Here is a 14,939-nt window from a genome sequence, read left to right on the forward strand (position 1 = left end):
CTTATTCGGCGAGGTCCTGCTCCTCAATGGTCTGATTGTGGTTGGTGAACACGCAGATATCGCCAGCGATACCCAGGGCGGTCTCGACGATTTCACGGGCCGACAGGTCGGTTTTCTTCAGCAGCGCGCTGGCCGCAGCCTGGGCGTAGCCGCCACCTGAACCCATGGCGATCAAGCCATGCTCGGGTTCAACCACGTCGCCGTTGCCGGTGATGATCAGGGAAGCGTCTTTGTTCGCAACCGCCAGCATAGCCTCCAGGCGGCTGAGGGAGCGGTCGGTGCGCCATTCTTTGGCAAGCTCTACAGCGGCGCGCACCAGGTGGCCCTGGTGTTTCTCAAGCTGGCCTTCGAAGCGTTCGAACAGGGTAAAGGCATCGGCGGTTGCGCCTGCGAAGCCGGCAAGCACCTGGCCGTGGTACAGGCGGCGCACTTTCTTGGCGTTGCCTTTCATCACGGTGTTGCCCAGGGAAACCTGGCCGTCGCCGCCCATGACAACTTTGCCGTGGCGACGTACTGAAACGATGGTGGTCAAGGGGAGAGTCTCCACGCAGCGGGGCGAAAATGCCCTGATGGAAACTCATATGGGGGTGGCGAGGGGGATTTCAACCGTAGGGAGGGAGTGCGGACGAGTGGTGATCGTTCCCACGCTCCGCGTGGTAATGCCGCCTTGGGCGCTCTGCGCCTGCTCTGTGACGCAAAGCGTCAAGGGGCACGTTCCCACGCGGAGCGTGGGAACGATCAGTGGGTATGCGTCAGCGGCTCTGGCGTTGTTGTAACAACAGGTTGCTAAACCCGGCGCCGGCCAATTGCTTTTGCGCCACGGTCAGCTGTTCACGGTTGCTGAACGGCCCCACCAATACGCGATACCAAGTCGCATCCTTCACCGTGCCGGACTCAACCGATACCGATTGGCCCAACAGAATGATCTGTGCGCGTACACGGTCCGCATCCGCCTGTTTCGGGAACGAGCCCGCTTGCAGGAAGAACTTGGTCACCGGCGCCGCCTTGGTTGCAGCCACTGGCGGTGCTGGCGGCGGCGTGATACCGGCCAGCGCGGCCTGGGCGCGCGCCGTGTCGATTTTCGCCGCTTCCGCTGGGGTTACCGGCGTGGTCGGCACTTGTGGCGTCGGCAGGGTTTTTTCCGGCACGGCGTCAGGCGGCACGATCACTTCCGATTCCGGCAGCAGCGTGTAGAAGTCGTACTTGGGCTTTACCGGTGCGGTCGGGCTCGGCGCGGTCTTGTTGGCTTCGGCGATTTTCGTGGCCTTTTGCTGCTCCTGTTTGACGCGCTTGACGTCATCGCCCTGGCCGGGCTCCAGCTTCATCAGAAACACGATAAATGCGCCGACCGTCAGGCCGATGGCCATCCACAACCAACCCGGAATCGGTTGCTTCGCCGGGGCCTGGTAGCGGCTGGCGCCGCGCTTGGGTGCAGGTTTTTTCTTGGCAGCCAACTTACATACGCTCCAGAGTTTCCAGGCCCAAGAGTTCCAGGCCTTGCTTGAGGGTGCGTCCAGCCAATGCGGCAAGGCGCAGGCGACTTTGTTTCTGGGCTTCGTCGTCGGCGGTCAGGATCGGGCAGTTCTCGTAGAAGCTGGAGAACAGGCCGGCCACTTCGTACAAATAGGTGCACAGGATGTGCGGCGTGCCTTTTTCGCCAACGCTGTTGAGCACTTCGCCAAATTGCGCGAGCTTGGCCGCCAGTTCCTGTTCGTGGGCGGCGTCCAGCGCGATCTGGCCCTCGACTTCGCTGAAGTCCTTGCCCAGCTTGCGAAATACCCCGGCCACGCGGGTGTAGGCGTACAGCAGGTACGGCGCGGTGTTGCCTTCGAAGTTGAGCATCAGGTCGAAGTTGAAGCTGTAGTCGCTGGTGCGGTGCTTGGACAGGTCGGCGTATTTCACCGCGCCAATGCCCACCACGCGGGCGATATTACGCAGGTCGGCCTCGGCCAGCTCCGGGTTCTTTTCCTTCACCAGGTTGTAGGCACGTTCCTGGGCTTCGGTCAGCAGGTCGATCAGCTTCACGGTGCCGCCGTCGCGGGTCTTGAAGGGGCGGCCATCGGCGCCGTTCATGGTGCCAAAGCCCATGTGCTCCATGTGCATCGGGTGGGTGACGAAACCGGCGCGACGGGCCACTTCGAACACCTGCTGGAAGTGCAGGGCCTGGCGCTGGTCGACGAAGTACAGCGCACGGTCAGCCTTGAGCACGCCACTGCGGTAACGCACGGCGGCCAGGTCAGTGGTGGCGTAGAGGTAGCCGCCATCGGCCTTGACGATGATCACCGGCAGCGGCTCGCCGTCGGCGGTCTTGAATTCTTCGAGGAACACGCACTGGGCGCCGTTGCTTTCGACCAGCAGGCCTTTGGCCTTGAGGTCGTTGACCACGTTGATCAGGTCGTCGTTATAGGCGCTTTCGCCCATCACGTCGGCCATGGTCAGTTTCACGTTGAGCAGCTCGTAGATTTCCTGGCAATGGGACAGGGAAATTTCACGGAAGCGGTTCCACAGCGCCAGGCACTCTTCGTCGCCGGCTTGCAGCTTGACCACCAGGCCCCGTGCGCGGTCGGCGAACTCTTCAGACTCGTCAAACCGCTTTTTGGCGGCGCGGTAGAAGTTTTCCAGGTCGGCCAGCTCGTTGCTGGTGATCGGGTTTTCCTGCAGGTAGGCCATCAGCATGCCGAACTGGGTACCCCAGTCGCCCACGTGATTCTGGCGGATCACGGTGTCGCCGAGGAATTCCAGCACCCGTGCCACGCCGTCGCCAATGATGGTGGAGCGCAGGTGGCCCACGTGCATTTCCTTGGCCAGGTTCGGCGCCGACAGGTCGATGACCACGCGCTGGCTGTCGCCGGCCTTGCGTGCACCGATGCGGGCATCGGCCAGGGCAGCATCCAGGCGTGACGCCAGGGCCTGGGTGTTCTGAAAGAAGTTAATAAAGCCAGGGCCTGCGATTTCGGCCTTGGTGACACTGGCGTCAACCGGCAGCGCGGCGATGATTTTTTCTGCCAGGTCGCGCGGTTTCATGCCGGCCGGCTTGGACAGCATCATCGCGATGTTGCTGGCGAAGTCGCCATGGGTCTTGTCGCGGGTGTTCTCCACCTGGATCGCCGGCGACAGGCCTTCAGGCAACACACCTTCGTGGACGAGTTGGGTGAGGGCTTGTTGGATCAGCTGGCGAATGGTGTCTTTCATGGTGTTCTCTTTCGACCGCAAGCGGCGGCGCGCGATGCGCAGGTGGAAAAACTGGGCATTATCCGTGGCGAGGGCGGGCTTGCCAACCGTTCAGACTATATGGCGGACCTGCGGGCCTCTTCGCGGGCAAGCCCGCTCCCACATTTAAGGGTATTCACATTTCATAATGTGCGAGCTGGCTTGCCTGCGATGACGTAATTACCCTCAATACAAATCTACCGGGTCTACATCCAACGACCATCGCACCTGCCGACCGCTGGGCAGTTGCTCCAGCTCAAGCATCCAGCGACTTAATAGCCGATGCAGCGGCGCGCGGGAGGTTGCCTGCAAGAGTAGCTGAGCGCGATAACGCCCGGCGCGCCGCTCCATGGGCGCTGGCACCGGGCCGAGTAGTTCGATGCCACTGAGGGCCAGTTCGCCCAATAAACGTTCGGCGGCGCTGCAGGCCTCATCAAGAAAGCCTTCGGCCTGCCCGGGTTTGTGGGCTTCGGCACGCAGCAGCGCCAGGTGCGCAAAGGGCGGCAGGCCGGCGGCGCGGCGTTCGCTCAAGGCCTGCTCGGCGAAGGCAAAGTAGCCTTGTTCCGTCAGTTGAATCAGCAGCGGGTGGTCGGCCAGGTGCGTCTGGATAATCACCCTGCCTGGCTCTTCGGCCCGCCCGGCGCGCCCTGCCACCTGCACGATCAACTGCGCCATGCGTTCGCTGGCGCGAAAATCCCCGGAGAACAGCCCGCCATCGGCATCCAGGATCGACACCAGGGTCACCCGTGGGAAGTGATGCCCTTTGGCAAGCATCTGCGTGCCCACCAGAATGCACGGTTGGCCCTTGTGGATGGTGGTGAACAGTTGGTTCATAGCGTCTTTGCGCGACGTGCTGTCGCGGTCGACCCGCAGCACCGGGTAATCCGGGAACAGAATGCCCAGGCGTTCTTCGGCGCGCTCGGTGCCGGCGCCCACGGGCCGCAGGTCCACCTTGCCGCACTGCGGGCAATGGCGCGGTACCCGTTCCACATGGCCGCAGTGATGGCAGCGTAACTCGCCGTGGCGCTGGTGCACGGTCATGCGCGCATCGCAGCGCTCGCAGCCGGACATCCAGCCGCAGTCATGGCACAGCAGCGTCGGGGCAAAGCCGCGGCGGTTGAGAAATACCAATACTTGCTGGCCGGCGGCCAGGGTCTGGCCAATGGCCTGTTGCATCGGGCCGGAAATCCCGCTGTCCAGCGGGCGGCTTTTCACGTCCAGGCGCAGGAAACGCGGTTGTTTGGCGCCGCCGGCGCGCTCGTTCAGGCGCAGCAGCCCGTAACGGCCGGTGTAGGCGTTGTGCAGGCTTTCCAGGGACGGCGTGGCCGAGCCCAGCACAATCGGGATGTCTTCCTGGCGGGCGCGCACCAGCGCGAGGTCGCGGGCGTGGTAGCGCAAACCTTCCTGCTGTTTATAGGAGCCATCGTGCTCCTCGTCGACGATGATCAGCCCGGGGTTTTTCATCGGCGTGAACAGTGCTGAGCGCGTGCCGATAATAATGTCGGCCTCGCCGTCCCGCGCCGCCAGCCACGACTCCAGGCGTTCACGGTCATTGACCGCTGAGTGCACCAGGGCGATCCGGGCATTGAAGCGTTGCTCGAAACGCGCCACGGTCTGCGGGCCCAGATTGATCTCGGGGATCAGCACCAGTGCCTGCTTGCCCGCCTGCAGGGTTTCGCGGATCAGTTGCAAATAGACTTCGGTCTTGCCGCTGCCGGTGACGCCGGCTAGCAGGAACGCGTGGAAACTGTCGAAACCGGCGCGAATCGCCTCATACGCGGCGCGTTGCTCGGGGTTCAGCGGCAACTCCGGCTGGGCCAGCCAGTGTTCGTGGCGCGGGTCCGGGGCGTGCTTGCGGATTTCCACCTGCACCAGGCCCTTGGCCAGCAGCAGGTCGAGGCTGTCTTTGCTCAGCATCAGCTTGCTTAATAGCTGATGGGCCACGCCGTGTGGATGCTGCGCCAAGGTGGCCAGGGCCTCACGCTGGCGCGGGGCGCGGGCGATGCGCGGGTCTTCGAGGCGTGCGCCGGGCGCCATCGACCAGAAACGCTCCTGACGCGCTTCGGCCAGTTCGCCCTGGCGCAGCAGCACCGGCAGCGCCCAGCTCAAGGTATCGCCCAGGCTGTGTTGGTAATACTGCGCGGTCCACAGGCACAGCTTGAACAGCGCGGGCGGCAGCGGCGGTGTGGCGTCGAGCAGGGCAATAGCCGGCTTGAGCTTTTCGGCAGGCACTTCGCTGTGGTCGGTAACTTCCACCAGAATGCCGATCATTTCCCTGCGCCCGAACGGCACGCGCACGCGCATGCCTGGCTGCAACTGCGCACGCGACACGCCGGGCGGGGCCCGGTAATCGAACAGGCGGCGCAGGGGCGAGGGCAGGGCTAGGCGCAAAATGGCGTCGGGCACGCGAGGAGTCTCATCTATTAAGGCAGCGGTGGCGCAGGGGCGGGAGCCTAGCAGACCGGGGTTGTCACGTCTCCAGTACTGGAACCGGATCTTGTGGGAGCTGGCTTGCCTGCGAAAGCGCTAGTGCAGTAACAGATGCAGTGACTGACACACCGCCTTCGCGGGCAAGCCCGGCTCCCACATTGTCGGCGGTGTGTCAGGAATATCTGATGAAAGGGAGCTTTCGGCCATTACCGCCGCTTGCGCGATTAAAAAGGTCTGGTAGAATCCGCGGCCTAATTACGTGCGGTATTCGACAATAGTGTCGAGTGGCGGCACGCTAGCCTGAGGAAGTGCCATGAAAGCCGATATCCATCCAGCGTACGAAACCATCCAAGTCACCTGCAGCTGCGGCAACAAGTTCGAAACTCGTTCGAACCTGTGCAAGCCACTGGGTACTGACGTATGCAACGAGTGCCACCCGTTCTACACCGGTAAGCAGAAAACTCTGGACACCGGCGGCCGCGTACAGCGCTTCGCAGATCGCTTTGGTGCTTTCGGCAAGAAGCCTGCTACTCCAGCAGAGTAAGGTTCAAGAGCCTTATGGGCTTTTACCCGCTGTTGAAAAAGGCGTCCCTTGTGGGCGCCTTTTTTGTGCCTGGAATTTGGCTGGTGACCGCTGAGGCCGATGCATTCTGCCCCGCCCCGGCAGCTATCGCCCGCGTTGAGGTGCAGCGTGTGGTGGATGGCGACACAGTACGCCTCAAGGATGGTCGCAGCGTACGTATGATCGGCCTCAATGCGCCGGAAACCGGCAAGAAGGGCCGTCCAGACGAGCCATTTGCCGTCGCCGCACGCCAGCGCCTGCAGGCGTTGGTCAAGGCCAGTGATGGGCGTGTCGGCCTGGTGCCGGGGCGCGAAGGCAAAGATCATTACGGGCGCACCCTGGCTTACCTCTACGGCGCCAATGGCGAGAACCTGGAGGCGCAACTGCTGGCCGAGGGCCTGGGGTACCAGGTGGGCGTGGCGCCGAACGTGGACCTGGTGGCCTGCCAGCAGGCGGCCGAAAACAGCGCCCGCCAGTCACGGCTCGGCCTGTGGTGCCAATCGCCGGTGCAAAACGTGGCCAATCTCAAGCGCTCCGGGTTTGCCCTGGTGGCTGGTCGGGTCAGCAAGATCGAGCGCAATCGCGGCGGAATCTGGATTGAACTGCAGGGTTCACTGGTATTACGCATTGCGCCCGAGCTGATCAGCCAGTTCGATACGGCCATGCTCAATGGTCTGCAAGGCCGCACCCTTGAGGCGCGTGGCTGGGTGCAGGATCGTTCCCGCCGTGGCGGCCTGAAAAAAGGCCAAGCACGCTGGCTGTTGCCAATAACCGACTCTCGCATGCTGAAATCGACGCTTTGAATAAAAAATTGTAGACATTTTTTATTTCGATTGTGAACAGTTGAGCCCTTGTATCCCGTGGCTCTTGGCCAAAAGTCGTAGCCCAGGGCCCTTGACACCTGTGACTGCCCAGTCTTGTAGGGACTTTACGACACGCGTATCCTCGGCGGTCCGTCGACCAACAGTAAAAGCGGAATGCCGATATGTCTGATTTGAAAACTGCCGCTCTCGAATACCATGCCAATCCTCGTCCAGGAAAGCTGAGTGTAGAGCTCACCAAAGCCACTGCCACTGCCCGCGACCTGTCGCTGGCCTACAGCCCTGGTGTTGCCGAACCCGTACGTGAAATCGCCCGTGACCCAGAGCTGGCGTACAAGTACACCGGCAAAGGCAACCTGGTTGCAGTGATTTCCGATGGCACCGCGATTCTGGGCCTGGGTAACCTCGGCCCATTGGCTTCCAAGCCAGTCATGGAAGGCAAGGGCGTGCTGTTCAAGCGCTTTGCCGGCATCGACGTTTTCGACATCGAAGTCGATTCCGAAAGCCCGCAGGCGTTCATCGACACCGTCAAGCGCATTTCCATCACGTTCGGTGGCATCAACCTGGAAGACATCAAGGCACCTGAGTGCTTCGAGATCGAAAAGGCCCTGATCGAGCAGTGCGACATTCCGGTATTCCACGATGACCAGCACGGCACCGCGATCGTTACCGCAGCCGGCATGATCAACGCCCTGGAAATCGCTGGCAAAACCCTGGGCGAGGCGAAAATCGTCTGCCTGGGCGCCGGTGCCGCGGCCATTTCCTGCATGAAGCTGATCATCAGCATGGGCGCCAAGCTGGAAAACATCTATATGGTCGACAGCAAGGGCGTGATCCAGTCCGAGCGTACCGACCTGAACCAGTACAAGGCGATGTTTGCCCATCCGTCCTCCAAGCGCACCCTGGCTGACGCCCTCGACGGTGCCGACGTGTTCGTTGGCCTGTCCGGCCCGAACTTGCTGAGCGCTGAAGGCCTGAAATCCATGGCGCCGAACCCTATCGTGTTCGCCTGCTCCAACCCGGATCCGGAAATTTCTCCTGAGCTGGCCCACGCCACTCGCAGCGACGTGATCATGGCCACCGGCCGTTCGGACTACCCGAACCAGGTCAACAACGTATTGGGCTTCCCGTTCATCTTCCGTGGTGCCCTGGACGTTCGCGCCAAGCGTATCAACGAAGAAATGAAAGTGGCCGCTGCCAACGCCCTGCGTGAACTGGCCAAGCTGCCGGTACCTCAGGACGTGTGCGACGCCTACGGTGGCGCCAAGCTGGAATTCGGTCGTGAGTACATCATTCCAAAACCAATGGATAAGCGCCTGATCACCCTGATCTCCGATGCCGTGGCCAAGGCCGCGATCGAGACTGGTGTGGCTACCCTGCCGTATCCAAAGAACTACCCGCTGCAGAGCGTGGATGATGTGTTCAACGGCTAAGCCGTTATAGCGCACCAACAAAAAGCCCCGGCTGAGTGATCAGTCGGGGCTTTTTTGTGGGTAGCGATTCACGAGAGGCTTTGGCTGATCATTCCCACGCTCTGCGTGGGAATGCCCACCTGGACGCTCCGCGTCTGCTTTTGAGGTCGTGACGCAGAGCGTCACAGGATGCATTCCCACGCGGAGCGTGGGAACGATCGGCCGATCAGCGTGATCAGGTCAGAACAAATCGATCGGCGCGCCTTCATCCGCCGGCAGTGGGCTGCCCGGCACTGCGCCGTTGCCCAGTTCGTTGACCGACGGCGGTGTGTCTTCGCTCTTGAACAGCTCGAAGTACGCATTCGGCGTGCTCGGTGAAGCTGCGCGGCCACTGATCGGGTCGATGCGCAGGCTGAGGATGCCTTCCGGCTCTGGCTGGGTATGCAGCGGCTTGTCCTTGAGCGCTGCGCCCATGTAGCTCATCCAGATCGGCAGGGCGACGGTGCCACCAAACTCGCGGCGGCCCAGGCTTTCAGGCTGGTCATAGCCGGTCCACACGGTGGTCACGTAGTCGCCGTTGTAGCCGGAGAACCAGGCGTCCTTGGATTCGTTGGTGGTACCGGTCTTGCCAGCGATATCCGCGCGGCCCAGGGCCAGTGCGCGGCGGCCGGTGCCCTTCTTGATCACGTCTTGCAGGATGCTGTTGAGGATGTAGGTAGTACGGCCATCCACGATGCGCTCGGCAACCGCTGGCGCTTGCGGTTCGGCCGGTGCGCTGGCGTTTGCGGCCGACGGCGTGCCTGGCGTCGGCTCGATGGTGATACCGCCGTTGCTCGGTGCCGCAAGGCCGTCGGTTGCCGCCACGCCATTGACCACATCACCCGGTACCCGTGGCGGATTGGCAGTAAACAGGGTGTCGCCATTGCGGCTTTCGATCTTGTCGATCAGGTAAGGCGCGATCTTGTAGCCGCCGTTGGCAAAGGTGCTCCAGCCGGTGGCGATTTCCATCGGCGTGAGGGTTGCGGTACCCAGGGCCAGGGACAGGTTCGGCGGCAGGTCCGACTTGGCGAAGCCAAAGCGCGTCATGTAGTCGATGGTCTTGCCTACGCCCATCGCCTGCAACAGGCGAATCGACACCAGGTTGCGCGACTTGTACAGCGCCTCGCGGATACGGATCGGGCCGAGGAACGTGTTGGTGTCATTCTTCGGGCGCCAGACCTTGTCCAGGTATTCGTCGACAAACACGATTGGCGCGTCGTTGACCAGGCTGGCGGCGGTGTAGCCGTTGTCCAGTGCCGCACTGTAGACGAACGGCTTGAAGCTGGAGCCTGGCTGGCGCTTGGCCTGGGTAGCGCGGTTGTAGTTGCTCTGCTCAAAGGCAAAACCGCCGACCAGCGCACGGATCGCACCGTTCTGCGGGTCCAGGGACACCAGGGCGCCCTGGGCGAGCGGCACCTGGCTGAACTTGAGGCTGTCATCCTTCTGGCGTTGCACGCGGATCAGATCACCCACCTGGGCCACGTCGGAGGGCTGCTTGGGCATCGCGCCCATGCTGTTGGTGTTCAGGAACGGGCGCGCCCACTTCATGCTGTCCCAGGCTACATGGGCTTCGCCAGAACGGGTCAGCACTTGGATGCCGTCTTTCGATACCTGGGTAACGATGGCCGGGTCCAGGCCGCTGATCGAACGCTGTTTGCTCAATTCGGTGGTCCAGGCACTCAGGGTCTTGCCCGGCAGGCGCGACTCGGGACCGCGGTAGCCGTGACGCTGGTCATAAGTAATCAGGCCTTCATGTACCGAATGGTTGGCGATTTCCTGCAAGTCGCTCGGCACCGTCGTGGTGACGCGGAAACCTTCGGTGTAGGCCTCGCTGCCATAACGGCCAACCATCTCGGCGCGGGCCATTTCAGCGATATAGGGTGCATTCACTTCGGGCGTCGGCACGTGATAGCTGGCATTCAGCGGCTCGGCCACGGCGCTTTCATAAGCGGCCTGGTCGATCTTGCCCAGCTTGTACATGCGGCCCAGGATCCAGTCGCGGCGTTCTTTGCTGCGCGCCGGGTTGGCCAGCGGGTTGAAGCGCGAAGGTGCCTTGGGCAGGCCAGCAATCATGGCCATCTGCGCCAGGCTGGCGTCACGAATCGACTTGCCGTAATAGACCTGGGACGCGGCCTCGATGCCGTAGGCGCGGTTGCCCAAGTAGATTTTGTTGACGTACAGCTCGAGGATTTCATCCTTGGTCAGCTGGCGTTCGATCTGCAGCGCCAACAGGATTTCGGTGGCCTTGCGGGAAAAGCTGCGCTCGCTGGTGAGGAAGAAGTTCTTCGCCACCTGCATGGTGATGGTGCTGCCGCCCGATTGAATGTGTCCGCTTTTTACCAGTTGTGTGGCTGCACGCACCAGGCTGCTGGGGTCTACGCCGTAGTGGTTGGCGAAATTATCGTCTTCGGCGGACAGCAATGCGCTGATGAAATTGGGTGGAATATCGGCGAAACGGATCGGTGTGCGGCGCATTTCGCCGAACTCCGCGATCAACTTGTCATCGCTGCTGTAGACCCGCAAAGGAATCTGCAACTGGATACTTCTGAGGGCCTCTACGGAGGGCAAACCCGGACTAAGGTAGAGGTAGGCCCCGCTGAATACGAGCAGCAGCCCGCAGACGATGGCGACAATGGAGTACCCGAAAAACTTCAGCAGACGAATCAAGGCTTTTGGATTTCCAGAGAAAAGAAAGAGTTACGCGTCGGGGCATGCATGGCAAACGATGGATCGACCCGGGCAGCAGATAAAAAGCGGGAAAAAACGCTGGGCATTAAAGCATTTTTCGGCTTGGGGCGTCATTCGCGAGCCTTGAACAAGCCGACCGAATGCAAGGTGCCTGGCAGCAATCAGGCGAGATGACAGCCGGTATGACAGGGAAAGTTTTGGGGAGTTTTATGGGAAAGGGATTTTTCAGGCGAAAAGTCGACACGGTGTTGGGGGTCGATATCAATGACAGTGGCATCAAGCTGATCGAACTGGGCCGTTCATCCGGCGGTTTCAGCGTCCAGGGCTACGCCACGCAAGTGCTGGCGCCCCACGCGGTGGTCGACGGCACCCTGCTGGACCTTGAGGGTGTGGGCCGGGGGCTGCAACAGGCGCTGTCGCGCCTGGGTACCTCGGCCCGGTACGCCGCCGTGGCGGTTGCGGGCCCGTCGGTAATTACCCGGCTGATTGACATGGACGCAGGCCTCAGCGACGAGGAAATGGCCTGGAAGATCCAGATGGAAGCCGACCAGTTCATCCCTTATCCATTGGATGAAGTGGCCATCGACTTTCAGGTTCAAGGGCCATCGGCTCAAGGCCCACAGTGGGTGGAGGTGATGCTGGCGGCGTGCCTGCGCGAGCAGGTCGAAGCGCGCGAGGCGGTTTTGGCCCTGGCGGGGCTGGTGCCGCGGGTGGTTGATGTAGAAGGGTTTGCATTGCAGCGCGCTTGCCTTCAGGATTTTGCCAGCTTCACGCCGGGTCACAGAGTCGATGGTGCACAATGGGCCTTGGATGCCCAAGGGATGGGAGTGGCTTGCGGGCTGGCCCTGAGGAGTTTCGCTGGATGACACGAATCAATCTTTTGCCTTGGCGCCAGGCCCTGGCGGAGCGCAGGCGCAAATACCTGTTGGTGCTATTGCTGGCGTTTGCCTGCATGGCGCTCGCGGCATTGTGGTTGGCTGATCAAGTGATCGACCAGGCGATAGACCGGCAGGTAAGCCGCAACAGCCGCCTGGAAGAGCACATCGCCACCCAGGACTCGCGCATCAAGACGATCGACGATCTTCAGGAGCGAAGCCAGCAACTGGCCGAACGCATGAAGGTGGTTCAGGACCTGCACGATGCCCGCTCTTCCGGGGCTCGATTGTTCGAACAATTGGCGCGTGCGGTGCCTGAAGGTGTCCATCTGCATGAGGTGGTCGCAAACGGCGACACCATCAGCATTCGCGGCACGGCTGAAAGCAACCAGGATATCGCCCGTTTGATGCAGCAGCTCAAGCCAACCCAGGGTTCCAGTTCGACCCGTCTGCAGCGCGTGCAGGCCGAAGGTGCGCGCGGCGAAAGCGAATTTCAGCTGATGGTGCGCCAGGGAGAATCCAGCGAGGCGCAACCATGAGCCTGCCCAGGCTCGATTTTTCCACGCTCTCTTACAACGCTGCTAAATGGTCCCTGCCGGGCAAGGTGCTGCTTGGCTGTGCGCTGGCCGGCCTGGTGCTGGTGCTGGGCGAGGTTTCGCATGGGGGGCCGCAGCGGGAGCGATTGCACGGGCTTGAGGCGCGGGAGCAGGCGCTGCAGCAGCAACTCACAGAAAAGTCCGACCTGGCCGCGAGCCTTGAGCTGCGCACCCGGCAAGTCCGGAGCATGGAAGACAACCTTGCCAGCCTTCTAGGGCAATTGCCCGGCGAGTCCGAGCTGCCTGCCGTGCTGGAAGACATCGCCCGGCTGGCGGCTGCCCATGGGGTGTGGGTCGAAGGCATCACCGTGCTGGATGAAGCGCCTCGGCAGCTTTATATCGAACAACCCATGCAGATAAGCGCGTCCGGGGTTTACCACGACCTGGCGACGTTTGTCAGTGCCTTGGGTGGGTTGCCGCGGGTCGTTACCGTGCAGGATGTTGCGCTCGGGCATCAGGGTGCCTTGTTGCGTCTGAACATGCTCGCCAAGACCTATCGCAGCACCCTGCAAAACGGCAAGGCCCGCCAGGTGCTCGACCCAGGGCCGCAATTTGTCTACGAGCCCTCGTCCTTGCGCGACCCGTTCACGCCGCCCGCTTTGCAGGCACCCCACGTTCCGGGCCGGCCGGCCCTTGCCCCGGATTTCACCCGGCCACGGGGACTGTTGGAGGGTATGCGTCTCGACCAGTTCGAAATGGTCGGCACGTTGTCCCGTGGTGCGCAGGCCTTTGCCTTGTTGCGGGCTGGGGCCAGGGTGTATCGGCTGGCGGTGGGTGATTACCTGGGGCCGGACCATGGCCAGGTCACGGCCATTCAAGACGCTGCTGTCGAGCTGGTGGAGCTGTTTCCCGATGGACAGGGTGCCTGGCTGGAACGCCCGCGAACCCTTGTGCTGAACGTCAACTCATAACGGAATCAAACAATGAAAAGGACCTTCTCGTCCTTCGGTGTGGCGCTATGGATAGCGTTCACGGCACCGATGGCTGCTGCTGTGCCCAATCGCCTGGACCTTATCCAACTGCCGCCGCCCGACAGCGCCCCGCCGGTCAGCTATACAGGCGCCAAACTGACCCTGAATTTCCAAGACATCGACTTGCGTGCGGTATTGCAGCAAATCGCCGATGTCGCCGGGCTCAACCTGGTGACCAGCGATGAGGTGCAGGGCTCGATCACCCTGCGGCTCAAGGATGTGCCCTGGGACCAGGCTCTGGACCTGGTACTGCAAACCAAGGGCTTGGACAAGCGAGTCAAGGCGGGCGTGCTGCTGGTGGCGCCCGCCGATGAATTGGCTGCCCGAGAGCTGTTGATGCTGGAGTCGCGCAAGCAGATGGCCGAGCTGGCGCCCTTGCGTCGGGAGCTGCTGCAGGTCAATTACGCCAAGGCCGCCGACCTGGCCAAGCTGTTTCAGTCGGTGACCGGCTTTGAGGGCGCCACCGATGAGCGCGGTTCGGTGGCGGTGGATGACCGCACCAACAACATCATCGCCTACCAGACTGGCGAGCGGCTCGAAGAGCTGCGGCGCATCGTGGCGCAGCTGGATATCCCGGTACGCCAGGTCATGATCGAGGCGCGGATTGTGGAGGCCAATGTCGACTACGACAAAAGCCTGGGTGTGCGCTGGGGTGGGCGGCTCACCCGCGGCAACGGCGGCGTTGGCGGTATTGCCAAGCCGCCGGCGGAGGGTGCCGAGCCGCCGCAAAACCCACCCAGTTCACCCTTTGTCGACTTGGGGTCGCTGGCCGGAACCTCGGGCCTGGGGATCGCCTATATCACCGACAACCTGTTGCTGGACCTTGAGCTGACCGCCATGGAAAAAACCGGCAACGGTGAGATCGTCTCGCAGCCCAAGGTCGTCACCTCCGACAAAGAGACTGCACGCATCCTCAAGGGCACCGAGATTCCTTACCAGGAATCCACCTCCCAGGGCGCCACCTCGGTGTCGTTCAAAGAGGCTTCGCTGTCGCTTGAAGTCACGCCGCAAATCACCCCCGACGACCATGTGATCATGGCGGTCAAGGTCACCAAGGATGAGCCTGACTACCTGAATCGCCTCAATGACGTGCCGCCGATCAAGAAAAACGAGGTCAACGCCAAGGTTCTGGTCAGGGATGGCGAGACCATCGTCATTGGCGGGGTTTTCTCCAACACCCAGAGCAAAGTGGTAGATAAAGTGCCATTTTTGGGCGATGTGCCGTATCTTGGCCGCCTTTTCCGGCGCGATGTGCTGGCGGAGAAAAAATCCGAGCTGCTGGTATTCCTGACTCCGCGTATCATGAATAACCAGGCGATTGCTGTGAGTCGTTGA

Annotated in this window: 11 protein-coding genes and 1 pseudogene; 7 read left to right on the forward strand and 5 right to left on the reverse strand. The window is 61.9% G+C overall.

Features of this window, described 5'->3' with window-relative positions; genetic code table 11:
* Position 1: 1 nt before the first annotated feature.
* The 4 genes from hslV to JMV15_RS12880 form a co-directional block, all read right to left on the reverse strand.
* A complete protein-coding gene (hslV, locus tag JMV15_RS12865) occupies positions 2-532 on the reverse strand; it encodes an ATP-dependent protease subunit HslV (RefSeq protein WP_003171209.1) in 531 nt (176 codons plus the stop codon).
* Positions 533-752: 220 nt separating this feature from the next.
* Complete coding sequence (locus JMV15_RS12870; protein WP_003187899.1) at positions 753-1,454, reverse strand: SPOR domain-containing protein; 702 nt, start codon at positions 1,452-1,454, stop codon at positions 753-755.
* Position 1,455: 1 nt separating this feature from the next.
* Positions 1,456-3,192 carry an arginine--tRNA ligase gene (argS, locus tag JMV15_RS12875; RefSeq protein ID WP_038448545.1) on the reverse strand — a complete coding sequence of 579 codons (1,737 nt, stop codon included), beginning with the start codon at positions 3,190-3,192 and terminating at the stop codon, positions 1,456-1,458.
* 204 nt (positions 3,193-3,396) lie between these two features.
* Positions 3,397-5,616: a primosomal protein N' gene (locus JMV15_RS12880; RefSeq protein WP_038448547.1), complete on the reverse strand. Its 2,220-nt coding sequence runs from the start codon at positions 5,614-5,616 to the stop codon at positions 3,397-3,399.
* A gap of 337 nt (positions 5,617-5,953) precedes the next feature.
* Between JMV15_RS12880 and rpmE the strand changes: the two genes are divergently transcribed.
* The 3 genes from rpmE to JMV15_RS12895 all read left to right on the forward strand — a co-directional run bounded on the left by rpmE (position 5,954) and on the right by JMV15_RS12895 (position 8,456).
* Entirely contained in the window at positions 5,954-6,184 is a 231-nt protein-coding gene (rpmE, locus tag JMV15_RS12885; protein WP_014716575.1) for a 50S ribosomal protein L31, read from the forward strand.
* Positions 6,185-6,198: 14 nt separating this feature from the next.
* The gene (locus JMV15_RS12890; protein ID WP_201491577.1) at positions 6,199-7,005 is read left to right on the forward strand and encodes a thermonuclease family protein; all 807 of its coding nucleotides are present in this window, start codon (positions 6,199-6,201) and stop codon (positions 7,003-7,005) included.
* Between the two features lie 182 nt (positions 7,006-7,187).
* Positions 7,188-8,456 carry a malic enzyme-like NAD(P)-binding protein gene (locus JMV15_RS12895; RefSeq protein ID WP_014716577.1) on the forward strand — a complete coding sequence of 423 codons (1,269 nt, stop codon included), beginning with the start codon at positions 7,188-7,190 and terminating at the stop codon, positions 8,454-8,456.
* A 219-nt stretch (positions 8,457-8,675) separates the two neighbouring features.
* Here JMV15_RS12895 and JMV15_RS12900 read toward each other — a convergent pair whose 3' ends face one another.
* Entirely contained in the window at positions 8,676-11,138 is a 2,463-nt protein-coding gene (locus JMV15_RS12900; protein WP_370694793.1) for a penicillin-binding protein 1A, read from the reverse strand.
* 233 nt (positions 11,139-11,371) lie between these two features.
* Here JMV15_RS12900 and pilM point away from each other — a divergent pair, with 233 nt between their 5' ends.
* The 4 genes and pseudogenes from pilM to JMV15_RS12920 form a co-directional block, all read left to right on the forward strand.
* Positions 11,372-12,028 carry a type IV pilus assembly protein PilM gene (gene pilM / locus JMV15_RS12905; protein WP_032873526.1) on the forward strand — a complete coding sequence of 219 codons (657 nt, stop codon included), beginning with the start codon at positions 11,372-11,374 and terminating at the stop codon, positions 12,026-12,028.
* Positions 12,025-12,576 (forward strand): PilN domain-containing protein, encoded by a 552-nt coding sequence (locus JMV15_RS12910; protein ID WP_014716579.1) that lies wholly within the window; start codon positions 12,025-12,027, stop codon positions 12,574-12,576. Before pilM ends, JMV15_RS12910 begins: the two co-directional genes overlap by 4 nt.
* Positions 12,573-13,544 carry a pilus assembly protein PilP gene (locus JMV15_RS12915; protein WP_014716580.1) on the forward strand — a complete coding sequence of 324 codons (972 nt, stop codon included), beginning with the start codon at positions 12,573-12,575 and terminating at the stop codon, positions 13,542-13,544. The genes JMV15_RS12910 and JMV15_RS12915 overlap by 4 nt, the downstream gene beginning before the upstream one ends.
* Before the next feature lie 138 nt (positions 13,545-13,682).
* Positions 13,683-14,939: pseudogene (locus JMV15_RS12920) on the forward strand (type IV pilus secretin PilQ); the annotation flags it as partial.

This window comes from Pseudomonas paracarnis (assembly GCF_904063055.1).
In the GTDB taxonomy this organism is placed as follows: Bacteria; Pseudomonadota; Gammaproteobacteria; order Pseudomonadales; family Pseudomonadaceae; genus Aquipseudomonas; species Aquipseudomonas paracarnis.

Coding starts and splice junctions, on each gene's coding strand:
- rpmE (WP_014716575.1), top strand. CDS start 5,954: ATGAAAGCCGATATCCATCCAGCGTACGAAACCATCCAAGTCACCTGC.
- JMV15_RS12910 (WP_014716579.1), top strand. CDS start 12,025: ATGACACGAATCAATCTTTTGCCTTGGCGCCAGGCCCTGGCGGAGCGC.
- argS (WP_038448545.1), bottom strand. CDS start 3,192: ATGAAAGACACCATTCGCCAGCTGATCCAACAAGCCCTCACCCAACTC.
- JMV15_RS12915 (WP_014716580.1), top strand. CDS start 12,573: ATGAGCCTGCCCAGGCTCGATTTTTCCACGCTCTCTTACAACGCTGCT.
- JMV15_RS12895 (WP_014716577.1), top strand. CDS start 7,188: ATGTCTGATTTGAAAACTGCCGCTCTCGAATACCATGCCAATCCTCGT.
- JMV15_RS12890 (WP_201491577.1), top strand. CDS start 6,199: ATGGGCTTTTACCCGCTGTTGAAAAAGGCGTCCCTTGTGGGCGCCTTT.
- pilM (WP_032873526.1), top strand. CDS start 11,372: ATGGGAAAGGGATTTTTCAGGCGAAAAGTCGACACGGTGTTGGGGGTC.